Genomic DNA, 13066 nt, shown 5'->3' with positions numbered 1-13066 from the left:
GCGCTGGCCTGTATGACCTACCCTCGCGCCGCACATTTTGCGCCGCATCCAAACTGGCAGAACACATACCTGCGCACACGTCGCCAGAATGCACAAAGAACTTTTGAAAAACCTTTCCAAAACAACAAACAATAAAAATAACGGCATAGTTCCCTCTTCACCACTGCGGCTATAAGGCTCTGGCATGCTCCTGTTTTTTTGATTTTCTGCCCCCTTAACCGGGACACCTCCGCCAACACGGTGTAAGATAACGCATATGAGCGCACCCGCACCTTCCCCCTTTTCACGCCGTGCCCTGCTCTGGGGGGCCGGAAGTTGCGTTGCCGTAGGTGGCGTTGTGCTTCTGGCCAGCCAGCAGCACCCCCGCAAGCCCCGCAAACAGCCCGATGGCGTTTACCGCAAGCTCCGGATTGCCTGGCCAGAGGCCGCCATGTCCCCCGTGCTGGCAGCAGCACTGGAAAAGAACTTTTTTGCCCAGTACAATCTGGACGTGGACCCCCTGCCCAATATTCATAACGGGCAGGAAGCGCTTGCAGCACTGGCGCAGCAAAAAACCTCTTACGCGCTGGCCCCTGCTCTCACATGGCTTCAACACCTGCATTCGGGGTTGCCGGCTCATCTGGTTATGGGGGTACAGTCGGGCAGCCGCCGCCTGCTGGTGCGGCGGAGCAGCGGCATTACACGGCTGGACCAGCTTATGGGCCGCAACGTGGCGGTGCCAGACCAGAACGCGGCAGACAAACTGTTCTTCTGTATCATGATGCGCCGCAAGGGCATGGATGCACTCAACCACATCAACTGGGTTGACCTGCCCATCCCGCAAATAGAACAGGCTCTGCATGACCAGACAATAGAAGCTGTGGTCACGCATGATCCCGATGCGTGGAGCCTGCTCCAGAACTACCCGGACCTTCTGTACGAACTTGTTGGCAGCGATACAGGCCATTACGCCGCACGCACCAGCCTTATTCTGGGCGTTGCAGACACCGCACAGGACAAAGACCCCACAGCCGCCACGGCACTGGTTATGGCCCTGCGCGACGCGGCCCTATGGGTCAACACCCACCGCGATGATGCCGCAACCCTGATAGCCGATAACGCCGCCGGTCTGCCCGTGGCCAGTGCCCGCAGCATGTTGCGCAACGAGCCGGTTATCCGCCCCCTTGTAGGCCACGGCCTGCGTGAGCAGATCGCGCAGTACTGCGATGAACTCCAGCTTGTGGGCATGATGGCCGATGGAGAGGATTCCACCGCCCTTTCCCGTGCTTACACCTTGAATGTTCTGCACGAATAAACGGTTTTTTCTAACTGGCTGCCTGTGCCACACGCTCAGGCAGAATGACCGGAGCCTCTTTACAGGGAACGCCCCTGCCTGCGTGGCAGGCGCACCTCGCTGGCCAACACGCCCAGAATAACCAGCGCGCCACCTGCCAGCGCTCTGGCTGGCAGCATATCCCCCGCCAGACGCCCCACCAGCCCGGCCCATACGGGCTCACCCGCATAAATAAGTGTTGCCCGTGTGGGAGAAACTGTTTTTTGCGCCCAGTTCATAACCAGTTGAATAACCGCGCTCATGGCACCAAGGCCCAGACCGGGCAGCACCCACCACCACGTCAGAGCCGGTACGTGTTCGTGCATAATGGGCATGGCAGCAAATGCCAGCAGCCCGGCAACCAGCAGCTGCACGATCGCTACCCGAAAACTGTTAATGGCGGGGGAGGCAAAACGGCTGATCAGCACAACTTCCATCGCAATGGCCACAGCGCTGACCAAGGTTACAACCTCCCCAAACTGGAGGTGCATATGGGCTATGGCCTGCGGGCCGGTTAATAGCACCAGACCGGAAAAAGCGAACAGCACCCCCAGCCACACCATAAGATGAGGGGGTTTACGCAGGAAAAACCACTGCAAAAACGGCACAATAGGCACATACATAGCCGTAATAAAGGCCGACTGGCTGCTGGAAATGCTCCCAAGCCCCAGAGTTTGCAGCGCATAGCCAAAAAAAATGGCCACCCCCACACAGGCCCCCGCCTGCACTTCCCGCAGGGTCAGGTCCAGCAGCAGGCGGCGGAACAGCAGCATGGAAAGCAGAGCCGCCGTGGTAAAGCGTAGCCCCACAAAAAACATGGGCCCCGTGTAACGCATGGCCGTATGCACGACCAAAAACGTTACCCCCCACAGAACGGTAATGCAGACCAGAGCCATCTCCTCACGCGAGAAGCTCCGGAATACACGTTTCTCCCCCGCAGGTAGCGGCGCGGGCTGGGGCTGGTCAGGCACGTTCAGGCACTCCTGGCCGGGCCTTGGAACCTGCCCGACCGTATGATTACGTTAATCCGCCTACAAAGCGCGCAATACGCTGGCAGGCTTCGGCCAGAACCTCGTCCGAGGTTGCGCAGGACAGACGCAGGTAGGGGGACTGCCCAAAGGCGCTACCGGGTACTGTTGCCACGAACTCTTCATCCAGCAAAGCTGCGGCAAAGTCGTGGTCAGTCTCTAGCAGGCGTCCGGCGGCTGTTGTGCGCCCAAGGCAGGCGGCCACACCGGGATAGGCATAAAAAGCCCCTTCGGGCATGGCGCAGGTCAGGCCCGGCACTGCACGCAGGGCCTGCACCACATTGGTACGGCGGCGGCTGTATGTGGCAACCATGGTCTGCACAAGGTCCGGCGGCCCATCCAGTGCGGCAGCGGCAGCCGCCTGCGCAATGGAACACACGCCCGATGTGGCGTTCCCCTGCACACCGCGCATTGCGGTTAGAAGGTCGGCTGGTCCACCGGCAAACCCCACGCGCCACCCGGTCATGGCATAAGCCTTGGAAACACCATTAAGCGTAATGGTGCGGTCCTTGAGGTCGGGCGCCACGGCGGCAATTGATGCGGAGCGTGCTCCGTCAAACACCAGATGTTCGTATATTTCGTCCGACAAAATCCATACATCGGGGTAATCGCGCAGGATTTTGGCAAGAGCGGCCAGATCCTCGGCCGGGCAGATGGCCCCGGTAGGGTTGTTGGGGAAGTTCAGCACAACCCAGCGTGTACGGGGCGTAAGAGCCTGCGCCAGCACATCTGCCCGGAGCCTGAACCCGTCCTCCTCCCGGCATGGAGCAAACACCGGCGTTGCCCCGAACATGCGCGCAATCAAGGGGTAGCTGACCCAGTAGGGTGTTGGCACCACCACCTCGTCCCCCGCGTTCAGGGTCGCCATGAAGGCGTTGAAGATGACCTGCTTGCCCCCGTTGGAAACCATGATCTGCTCGGGCGTGTAGTCCAGCCCGTTCTCCCGCGCGAACTTGCGGGCAATGGCCGCCTTGAGCGCGGGCGTACCATCCACAGGGGGGTATTTGGTCTGCCCGGCCAGCGCAGCCTGATGGGCGGCTTCCACCACCGCAGGCGGCGTTGCAAAATCGGGCTCGCCCAGAGCAAGCGAGATAACCGGCCTGCCCTCCGCCTTGAGAGCCCGGGCGCGCCGGGCCATCTCTATTGTTGCAGGGGCTGGCAGGCCATTCAGGCGGTGCGCGAAACTCCGGGACATGGTTTACAGCAGACCTTCACAAAAATTCTGGATCCGGGTGCAGGCGTCCCGCAGGCTCTGCGTATCGGTTGCGTAGGAAATACGCATATACCCCGGATACATGAAGGCCGACCCATGCACGGCTGCCACGCCTTCTTCTTCCAGAAGGGCCGTTACAAAATCCTCATCCGTTTTAAGCAGTTTTCCGCCAGCGGAGGTTTTGCCAAGGCATTTTTCAATGCAGGGAAAAACATAGAACGCCCCTTGGGGAACATCGCATTCCATGCCCTTGGCCTGATTGATCATGCTGACCACCATATCCCGCCGCCCCTGATAGGTATCGACCATGGTCTGGATAAAGTCCTGCGGGCCGGTCAGGGCTTCCACCGCTGCGGCCTGCGCAATGGAGCAGGTATTGGAGGTGGACTGCCCCTGCAACTTGTTCATGGCCTTGGTCAGTTCCACCGGCGCGCCGGAAAAACCAATACGCCAGCCGGTCATGGCATAAGCCTTGGATACGCCGTTCATGGTTACGGTGCGGCTGCGCAGGCGGGGTTCGACCTCCACGAATGTTGCGGGGCGAAAACCGTCGTACACAAGCTTGGCGTAAATATCGTCCGTAAAAATCCACACATGCGGGTGGCGCAGCAGCACATCACACAGCGGGCGCAGGTCTTCGGCCGAGTAGGCAACCCCGGTGGGGTTACAGGGCGAGTTCAGGAACACCCATTTGGTGCGCGGGGTAATGGCGGCTTCCAGCTCATCCGCCTGAAGGCGAAAACCGTTTTCGCGCTTGCAGGGCACCACCACGGGTACGCCTTCGGCCAGCGTGACAATATCGGGGTAGGACACCCAGCATGGCGCGGGAATAATGGCCTCATCACCCGGGTTCAGGGTCGCCATCATGGCATTGTAAATGATCTGCTTGCCGCCGGTGGAAACAATAACTTCCTCAGGCGTGTAATCCAGCCCGCTATCCAGCTTGAAGCGCTCTGCCACGGCCTTGCGCAGTTCTGGCGTGCCAGCCACATCCGTATAGCGGGTCTGGCCTGTGGCAATGGCCTTTACGGCAGCCTGAGCAATGTTGTCGGGTGTATTAAAGTCCGGCTCACCCGCAGAAAGGCTGATAATATTCCGCCCCTCTGCCTTCAGCGCCCGTGCACGCGTTGAAATGACGATTGTCTGGCTAGGACTGATCCTGTTCAGGCGGTCAGCAACAAGGCTCATGGTTTTCTTACTTTCCGACACAATATTTTAAGGCACTCGGCACCTACGCGGGCACAGACCCGGACAAAGGCGGCAAATGCGCTGCTCCGGCGCGCACAGTAATCCTCTTCCGGTCAGGGCGGAACCGGAGATTCCACCTGCTCTGTCTTTTTTGTTCTGCGCGGGCTTTTTCCCTGTCATGCAAAAAGGAGGGCAGTGGGCAGGAACACCTAACCCTGCAAGGGCGCGCTGCCATGGGGAGCCGCCGCAAACACGGCCTTGTCCCGCACCTGCTGGGCACTCAGCCCGTTCTGGCGCATGGCGCGCACGCTCAACGCACCATCACGCTTGGCCAGACGGCGGCCCGTGGCATCGCACAGCAGGGGGTGGAACGCGTAATACGGGGCGGGCCAGCCCATAAGGGTCTGCAACAACCGGTGCAGGCTGGTGGCGGGGCGCAGGTCCTCCCCCCGTGTGACCAGCGTGACACCCTGCGCGGCATCATCACACGTCACGCACAGGTGGTAGGATGCAGGCACGTCCCGCCGGGCCAGAACCACATCGCCAAACAGTTCGGGGTGGCAGGGGACCGGGCCACAGGCCAGATCATGGTAGGTGAGCGGACCACAGGCCCCTGCCCCGCCATGCTCCCCACCACTCCGGGTGCGGGCCAGCGTGCGGGCACACTCCATGGCGCGCGCCATGTGCAGGCGCAGCACGTATGGCTGGCCCTGCGCCATACGCTGCGCCCGTGTGTGGGCATCAAGCTGGCGGCAACGCCCGGGGTAGAGCAGGCTGCCATCGGGGGCGGTATGGGGGGCGGAGAACATGGCCGCACTCTCCCGCGCAATATCCGATCGGGTGCAAAAGCATGGATACAGCACACCCATATGTTCAAGCGTGTCCAGCACGGCCCCGTAAACCGCCATACGGGTGGACTGGTACAGAACAGACCCATCTGGCACCAGCCCGAGCCATGCGAGGTCTTCCAAAAGAGCGGTGGCATAGGCAGGTTTGCAGCGCTGGGGGTCTATATCCTCCATGCGGACCAGCCATTGCCCGCCGGGCTGCGCCAGTTCCCACCCGAACAGGGCAGACGCCACATGGCCCAGATGCAGCGCCCCTGTGGGGCTGGGGGCGAACCGCGTAACCCATTCTGTTTTGCAATGTTCATTGTACTGTAATCGAATAGTCATATTAATCTTACCAGATATATAAAGATGCCAAATATCGGTGACTATTGGCCCGCATTTTCTTGCCACACCTCTTTGTGTCTGCAATAGTCTTGGCGGTAATTATCTCGACGACGCACTTCTGCTGGCGGTCGGCTTGAGTTGTTCTGACCCCTTCGGGACTGTGTTCTCGTGCTAACGAGGAGACACATCTTGGCCGATGGCAGTACTCTAAACTACCCAGCCCTTGTTCTGAATGCAGACTTCCGACCACTTTCCTATTTCCCGCTTTCCCTCTGGGCATGGCAGGATGCCATAAAAGCGGTGTGCCTCGACCGGGTTTCGGTCCTGAGCGAATATGACATGGAAGTACGTTCACCCCGCCAGGCCTTCCGCCTGCCCAGCGTGGTTGCCCTCAAGGACTATGTGCCCGCCGCCCGCAAACCGGCCTTTACGCGCTTTAACGTATTTTTGCGCGACAACTTTTCCTGCCAGTATTGCGGGGAGCGCCACCCCACGCAGGAACTGACATTTGACCACGTTATTCCCCGCTGCAAGGGCGGGCGCACAAGCTGGGAAAATGTTGTTACCGCGTGTGGCTGCTGCAACCTGCGCAAGGGCCCGCACATGCCGCACCATATTGGCATGCTGCCCCGCCGCACCCCTGTACGCCCCACATCATGGGAACTGCAGGAAAACGGGCGGGCTTTTCCACCCAACTACCTGCACAAAAGCTGGCATGACTATTTATACTGGGATGCGGAACTGGAAGGTTAAACCCGCCCACACGCCCTAGCGGGTGTAGGTGTAGCCGTATTCATCCGCCAGTTTTTGCAGGTCCGGTGCGCCCTTCAGGTCAAGGGGAAGCGGCTTGGCCTTGGCTTCGCCCAGCACAAAACCATTATTGCTCATGCGCTGGCAGGTATTGGCCGCCAGTGGAAAACTCAAAAACATGGGGCCAGCCATCTGCTTGTGCAGGCAGCTTATATCCGTATCCAGCATGGGCACACGCCCGATTTCGGATGAACACCCAGCCAGCAGCAAACCGCCCGCCGCCATTACACCCAGAGCAAATTTGTTTGTTTTTTGCGTCACGGACCAGCTTACCTCTGTTTTTGCCTGTCGAGCGGCTTTTAAGCACCGGTTACTCCGGCACACCCCATGGTGCCATGCCTGCCCCCCAACAACCAGAGAGCGCAGCTCACGCCCCCTTTCCGCTGGTTGCATGACACGGCACAATGCCGCTCAGCTTACCTCGTAACCAGCACCACGAATGGCGTCCCGCAGGGAAGAAACACCAACACGTGCGGGGTCATACGTTACCTTGACCTCACCATTGGCCAGATTCACATCCGTACCATCCACACCGTCAATTGCGGCCAGCGCACGTTTTACGGACGAAACACAACCGTCGCATGTCATTCCTTCGACCATAAAGCTTGCTGTCGTCTGGCTCATTGCGTTTGCATCCTTTTTACAAAATTCCATACATGGCATTTTTACACGGCCATTCTGCTTCTTCCATAACGCAACTCCGCCTTGATGCGAAACAGTGATGTGCAGCCCATACCTGCCCCAAAGCATGATATAAGACCCACATGCCCAACTTTGCGCCCCCTCAACCCGCCACGGAGCCTGCACGCCCCCTCTGGCGGAACAGTTTTATGCACCGGCTTATGCTGGCAACCCTGATCAGCCAGATGGAAAACCGCCTGCTGGCCGAAAACAGCGCCACACAGACGCTGGAACACTGGCTGCGCGAGCACGCACTCCTTGGCGCGCATGAAACCCTGCGCGCCGAGCGTGAAGCCGGTGCCCACAGCCCCTGCCCACCCGACCTGCTGGCCGCACTGGACCTGCCCACCACACAAGGTGGCCAAAGCCTGCGCTACCGCAAAATACGGCTGGCAGGGCACAACCGCATTTATTCGGAAGCGGAAAACTGGTTTGTGCCAGAGCGCCTGACAAAAGCCATGACCGAGGCACTGGAGCAAACCGACACACCCTTTGGCCGTGTTGTATCCCCCCTGCGGTTTACCCGCCAGCTGATCCGGCGGGAAACCCTATGGTCCCCCTTGCCAGATTTGTGGGAAATGCAGCCCCAGCCGCCAAACAGCACAACGGGGGCAGACCCACTGGCTCTGCCCCCGCATCTTTTCCGGCATATTGCCCTGTTACGGACCCATGCCGGCACGCCGTTCAGTCTGGTGGTGGAAACCTACACCCCGCAGGCCTTTGCCTTTACTCCGCCCCCTGTGCGTTAAACACCGCACAGGCCAGCAGAGGCAGCACCAGCACTCAGGCAAACGCCTGAGTGCTGGTAAAACTGTTTGAAAGATGCGGGTTACGCATCTTCCCCCATACGGGTCTTGTCCACAAAGGTTTCGGTCGCATCATCCAGCGCGCGGGTTTTGCGGCCGCCGGGGCCATGCACGTACAGGTCGTTACGGTCCACCTTGTCCACCGCATCGGGCTGCACGGGCATAAGGTAGCGCGCAGGGCGCTGGTGGTCGGCAAGCTGGAGTTCGGGGTTAAAGACCGAGTTGAACTTCCACAACATCTTAACAAAGTTGGTCTGGCCGTTCTTGAGCAGGTTAACCGCAATCCCTGCCGTGTCTTTGAGTGCCTGCCAGCCCATATGTTTGGTGTTGAGCACCTGCTGGGTCTTGACCAGTTCTTCATAAAACTCGGGCAGAGGCAGTGTGGTGGGCAGCACGGCATGCTGGATGTCAAACAGGCGGTAGTCACGCGTGGTCAGGCGGCGTGCTTCCTTGTGCCAGATTTCCGTCCCCGGATAAGGCGTTGTGACGGAAATGTTCACAATGTCAGGAATTTCCAGGCACCACTGCCGCACAGCCTCAAACCGCGCACGATCCCACGATGGATCGGCAATAATATTGATGGCCACGATCAGCCCTAAAGAGCGGGCATATTCAAGGGCCTCAAAGTTCTTGTCGAGTGAAACACGCTTGCGGAACTGCTTGAGCCCTTCCTCATCCACCGCTTCCAGACCGATGAAGATGTAGGAGAGGCCGATCTCGCTCCAGACCTTGAACACTTCCTTGTTGCGCAGCAGCACGTCTGCGCGGGTTTCAAGGTAATATTCCTTTTTAATGCCACGCTTTTTAATTTCGTTGGCAATGGCCATGCCGTGTTCTTCATGCACAAAGGCCACGTCATCCACAATAAAGATGCCGGGTTCCTTGATCTCCTCCAGCTCATCCGCAATGACCTGCGGGCTGGCCGTGCGGTAGGAGCGACCATAGAAGGTCCAAGCCGAGCAGAACGTGCAGTCCCACGGGCAGCCACGGGCAAATTCAATGGAGGCTGCGGGGTCCAGCGTGCCAATAAAGTACTTGTTGCGGTGGCGCAGCAGGTCACGCGCGGGGCGGACCTCATCAAGCGATTTGACAAAAATGGGGGGCGGGCCTTCCCCGTCCAGCGTAATGGTGCCGGGAACTTCCAGAATATCCGTGCCGTTCTGCACCGCATCCAGCAGCAGGCCGACCGTAGCATCGCCCTCCCCTTTGAGAATGCAGTTGACTGTCCCTTCGGAAAGATCAAGCACATCCTTGGCGATAAACGAAACCGAATGCCCGCCAATAAACTGGAACACCTGCGGGAAGCGGTAGCGTGTTTCGCGGCACAGATCGAGAATTTCCGGCACATTGGCCAGATAGCTGCCCGAGTAGCACACGGCATCAGGCTGGAACTCGTCAACCAGCTTCCAGTAATCTTCGTGCGTTTCGGCCTGAAGGTCGATAATCCGCACGTCGTGTCCGGCATTCCGCGCAGCACCTGCCACCAGTTCCAGCCCCAGCGGCTCCAGCCGCAGGAAAACCTTGGTGTACATCAGGGCGCTGGGATGAACCGCCAGAACTTTCATGACATTCCTTTCTGCCTACTGCGGGCCGGGAATGCGAACGGCATCCCGCCTTGCCCATAACGCTCGAGCATAAGAAATGATTATATAAGAAATGCACCCCATTGCCCTATCCTGCAGCCGGGTATCTCCCATGCGCAAGACGTCTGGCTTGGCGTTTAACCGCCATTATGGCGGCCCCGACGTATGCGCAAGGCACAACGCCGGGGTGTGACCTGCCAGAATTAGGGCAGGATTTCCGTTTCTGCAAAGAAGAAGCGGATTTCGTTTGCAGCATTTTCCGCGCTGTCGGAACCATGCACGGAGTTTGCTTCAATGCTTTCAGCAAACTGGGCGCGAATGGTCTGGGGGTCGGCCTTTTTGGGGTCGGTTGCACCCATGACTTCACGGTTTTTGGCAACGGCGTTTTCGCCTTCAAGCACCTGCACCACAACCGGGCCGGAGATCATGAAGGACACCAGATCGTTGTAAAAAGGGCGTTCCTTGTGCACAGCGTAAAAAGCGCCAGCCACAGCGTGGGACAGCTGGACGCGCTTTTGCGCAACAATGCTCAGGCCTGCATCTTCAAACACGGCGTTGATCTTGCCGGTCAGGTTACGACGGGTTGCATCCGGCTTGATAATGGACAGAGTACGTTCTTTAGCCATAAGGCCCTCCTTGGGTATAAACGCAGATATCCGCCTTGGTCTGGCGAACGTTCAGCGTTTCCATCTAGAGCATATCGGCGCTGGCTGGTAGGTACCACACAGAATGTAATGAACAATTCCAGAAGAAACGAGACTTGAGTTGAGCCTGCTTGTCATCTCCAACCTTAGCCTGCGTATGGCTGGCCGCGTTCTGCTGGACCAGGCGAGCCTTTCCATCGACCCCGGCCGCAAGGTCGGGCTGGTCGGGCGCAATGGTGCTGGCAAGTCCACCCTGCTGGCCGCCATTGCGGGGGACATTGCCCCCGATGGGGGGGAAATCCGCCTATCCTCACGCGCGCGCATGGCCCGCGTTAAACAGGAAGCCCCAGCAGATGGCGCCAACCTGCTGGACACCGTTCTGGCAGGCGATACCGAGCGCACAGCCCTGCTGGCCGAGGCCGAACAGGCCACAGACCCCATGCGCCTTGGCGAAATACACGAACGCCTGCGCGCCATAGGGGCAGACAGCGCCCCCGCGCGTGCCGGGGCCGTGCTGGCGGGACTGGGCTTTAGTGCTCAGGCGCAGATGCGCCCGGTATCGGACTTTTCGGGCGGGTGGCGCATGCGTGTCTCGCTGGCCACGGCCCTTTTTCTGGAACCTGACCTGCTGCTGCTCGACGAACCCACAAACCATCTGGACCTTGAAGCCACACTCTGGCTGGAAGACTGGTTACGCCGATTCGCAGGGGCTGCCCTTATTGTCAGCCATGACCGTGGCCTGCTCGATTCCTGTGTGGACGCCATTGCCCATCTGGAACGCGGCAAGCTGAGCCTGACCCCCGGTGGCTACGAAAATTTTGTCCGAATCCGTACCGAACAGGCGTTGCAGCAGACCCGGCAGGCCGAAAAAATTGCCGCCCGCCGCGCTCATATGCAGTCTTTTGTGGATCGCTTCCGGGCCAAGGCCACCAAAGCCAAACAGGCACAGGCCCGGCTCAAGGCGCTGGAAAAACTGCCCGTGATCGACGCTGTGGTGGAAGATACCGCTGCACATTTTTCCTTCCCCGAGCCCGAGCAGCTCCCTCCCCCCATCCTGAGCGTCAACCGCGCAAGCGTGGGGTATGAGGGCAGGCCTGTGCTGAGCAACCTCTCCTTCCGGCTGGATATGGAAAGCCGGATTGCCCTGCTTGGCGCCAACGGCAATGGTAAATCCACCCTCGCCAAACTGATAGCTGGCCGCCTTGAGGCGCTTTCGGGCGATGTGGAGCGCAATGCCCGGCTCCGGGTTGGGTATTTTGCCCAGCACCAGACCGAAGAACTGCATCTGGACCAGACCCCGATCGAGCACATGGCGCGTGCCCTGCCCAAAGCCACCATGCCGGTTGTACGCGCGCAGCTAGCCCGCTTCGGGCTGGATGTGGACCGGGCGGAAACCGCGGTCAAAGACCTCTCGGGCGGGGAAAAAGCCCGCCTGCTGCTGGCCCTTGCCACGCGAGATGCCCCCCAGCTGCTTATTCTGGACGAACCCACCAACCATCTGGACCTCGACGCGCGTGATGCGCTGATCCGCGCTCTGGCGGATTTTGAAGGGGCCGTGGTGCTGATCAGCCATGACCCGCATCTGGTGGAACTGGTGGCGGACCGGCTGTGGCTGGTGGCAGATGGGCAGGTCACCCCGTTTGAAGGGGATATGACCGAATACCGCACATGGCTGCTTGAGCGTAGCCGCGCCAGCAACCGCCCCAAACAGGACGCCACAAGCCAGAACAGTCGCAAGGACGAACGCCGCGACCGGGCCGAAATCCGCAAGGCGCAGGCTCCCTTGCGTAAAATTGTTAAGGATGCGGAAGCCAAGCTGGCCAAGCTGGCCCTTGAGCGCACAAAGCTGGAAGCCGCACTGGCTGACCCGGCTTTGTACGAACCGGGCAAGGCGGCAGAAGTAACCCGCCTGAACACCCGACTGGCCGCCATTGCCAAAGAGGAATCCGAAGCCGAAGAACGCTGGCTAACCGCCGAAGCCCAGATGGAAGAGGACACGGCCAGCGCCCCATAGGCGCAACCCGGTGCCTTTCCACCTCCCCCTTTCCGGTTGGGCTAGGGGGGGGCTTTCAGGCCGTTATGGATGTTGTGGAGGAGGTGTAATTCACATCGTTCTCCTCAAGCACCTTGCGAAGAGACTTAAGCGATTCAATGTTTTGCTGGACGTTGAAGACGCCGTTTTTTTCCTGATAATCCAGTAGCGAATCAATCATGGCGTACATGTTGGTTGAGCCACTCACGAGCTTTCCACCATTCACGCCTTCCAGCGCATAGCCATCCATCAGAGCCATTGTCACACTTTGATGGAGCGAAATCTTGCCCTCCAGCGACAGCTCCCGCCGTGCGGATTCCATTTCCTGTGGTGTCATGTTGCTGAAATCCAGCCCGAGGGATTTCCTGTTCTGGCTTTGCTGGGCCGCGCTCGCCGGGCTGTTCAGGATCTGGTAGGGGCTGCTGATTTCCATGCTCACACACCTTCAGTATTGATCTGCTTTTTGCACCTGCCCGCTCAGGGTTATAAATAAACAGCAAGCAGGTCGAGTAAAAACCACGGCAATACCTGCGGTAACGGCCCTGTGCGCCCTCCGGGCCGCAAAGCAGCCCTTATGCGCGTACAGGGCCTGTT

General features: G+C 59.4%; 13 protein-coding genes. 4 read left to right on the top strand and 9 right to left on the bottom strand.

The genetic code is table 11. The annotated features are described in order from the left end of the window. Positions 1-256: 256 nt before the first annotated feature. Complete coding sequence (locus tag ACSYTG_RS03475) at positions 257-1294, top strand: ABC transporter substrate-binding protein (protein ID WP_489783092.1); 1038 nt, start codon at positions 257-259, stop codon at positions 1292-1294. A 59-nt stretch (positions 1295-1353) separates the two neighbouring features. On the opposite strand, the gene ACSYTG_RS03470 is transcribed toward ACSYTG_RS03475, so the two are convergent. The 4 genes from ACSYTG_RS03470 to gluQRS form a co-directional block, all read right to left on the bottom strand. Then, positions 1354-2283 carry a DMT family transporter gene (locus tag ACSYTG_RS03470; protein ID WP_489783093.1) on the bottom strand — a complete coding sequence of 310 codons (930 nt, stop codon included), beginning with the start codon at positions 2281-2283 and terminating at the stop codon, positions 1354-1356. 46 nt (positions 2284-2329) lie between these two features. Beyond that, positions 2330-3535 carry a pyridoxal phosphate-dependent aminotransferase gene (locus ACSYTG_RS03465; protein ID WP_489783094.1) on the bottom strand — a complete coding sequence of 402 codons (1206 nt, stop codon included), beginning with the start codon at positions 3533-3535 and terminating at the stop codon, positions 2330-2332. Between the two features lie 3 nt (positions 3536-3538). Continuing rightward, entirely contained in the window at positions 3539-4741 is a 1203-nt protein-coding gene (locus ACSYTG_RS03460; RefSeq protein WP_086645633.1) for a pyridoxal phosphate-dependent aminotransferase, read from the bottom strand. Positions 4742-4950: 209 nt separating this feature from the next. Then, entirely contained in the window at positions 4951-5916 is a 966-nt protein-coding gene (gene gluQRS / locus ACSYTG_RS03455) for a tRNA glutamyl-Q(34) synthetase GluQRS (protein WP_489783095.1), read from the bottom strand. 189 nt (positions 5917-6105) lie between these two features. Here gluQRS and ACSYTG_RS03450 point away from each other — a divergent pair, with 189 nt between their 5' ends. Continuing rightward, positions 6106-6669: an HNH endonuclease gene (locus ACSYTG_RS03450; protein WP_253527860.1), complete on the top strand. Its 564-nt coding sequence runs from the start codon at positions 6106-6108 to the stop codon at positions 6667-6669. A 15-nt stretch (positions 6670-6684) separates the two neighbouring features. Here ACSYTG_RS03450 and ACSYTG_RS03445 read toward each other — a convergent pair whose 3' ends face one another. Together ACSYTG_RS03445 and ACSYTG_RS03440 are read right to left on the bottom strand one after the other, a co-directional pair. Beyond that, positions 6685-6951, bottom strand: coding sequence for a hypothetical protein (locus ACSYTG_RS03445; protein WP_086645709.1), 267 nt, complete (start codon positions 6949-6951; stop codon positions 6685-6687). A 186-nt stretch (positions 6952-7137) separates the two neighbouring features. Next, a complete protein-coding gene (locus tag ACSYTG_RS03440; RefSeq protein ID WP_025826709.1) occupies positions 7138-7350 on the bottom strand; it encodes a heavy-metal-associated domain-containing protein in 213 nt (70 codons plus the stop codon). 140 nt (positions 7351-7490) lie between these two features. On the opposite strand from ACSYTG_RS03440, the gene ACSYTG_RS03435 reads away from it, so the two are divergent. After that, entirely contained in the window at positions 7491-8156 is a 666-nt protein-coding gene (locus ACSYTG_RS03435; protein ID WP_489783096.1) for a hypothetical protein, read from the top strand. 80 nt (positions 8157-8236) lie between these two features. Here ACSYTG_RS03435 and hpnR read toward each other — a convergent pair whose 3' ends face one another. Both hpnR and ndk read right to left on the bottom strand, forming a co-directional pair. After that, positions 8237-9778, bottom strand: coding sequence for a hopanoid C-3 methylase HpnR (gene hpnR, locus ACSYTG_RS03430; protein ID WP_086645637.1), 1542 nt, complete (start codon positions 9776-9778; stop codon positions 8237-8239). Positions 9779-9999: 221 nt separating this feature from the next. Next, positions 10000-10422, bottom strand: coding sequence for a nucleoside-diphosphate kinase (ndk, locus tag ACSYTG_RS03425; protein ID WP_086645638.1), 423 nt, complete (start codon positions 10420-10422; stop codon positions 10000-10002). Positions 10423-10561: 139 nt separating this feature from the next. Between ndk and ACSYTG_RS03420 the strand changes: the two genes are divergently transcribed. After that, positions 10562-12454: an ABC-F family ATP-binding cassette domain-containing protein gene (locus tag ACSYTG_RS03420; protein ID WP_489783097.1), complete on the top strand. Its 1893-nt coding sequence runs from the start codon at positions 10562-10564 to the stop codon at positions 12452-12454. A gap of 55 nt (positions 12455-12509) precedes the next feature. Here ACSYTG_RS03420 and ACSYTG_RS03415 read toward each other — a convergent pair whose 3' ends face one another. Further along, complete coding sequence (locus tag ACSYTG_RS03415) at positions 12510-12905, bottom strand: hypothetical protein (RefSeq protein WP_194301282.1); 396 nt, start codon at positions 12903-12905, stop codon at positions 12510-12512. Positions 12906-13066 lie beyond the last annotated feature (161 nt).

The sequence above is a fragment of the Acetobacter sp. ESL1128 genome (assembly GCF_058505085.1).
The sequence above is the reverse complement of the archived record's forward strand: the minus strand, read 5'-3'. Positions and strand labels throughout refer to the sequence as shown.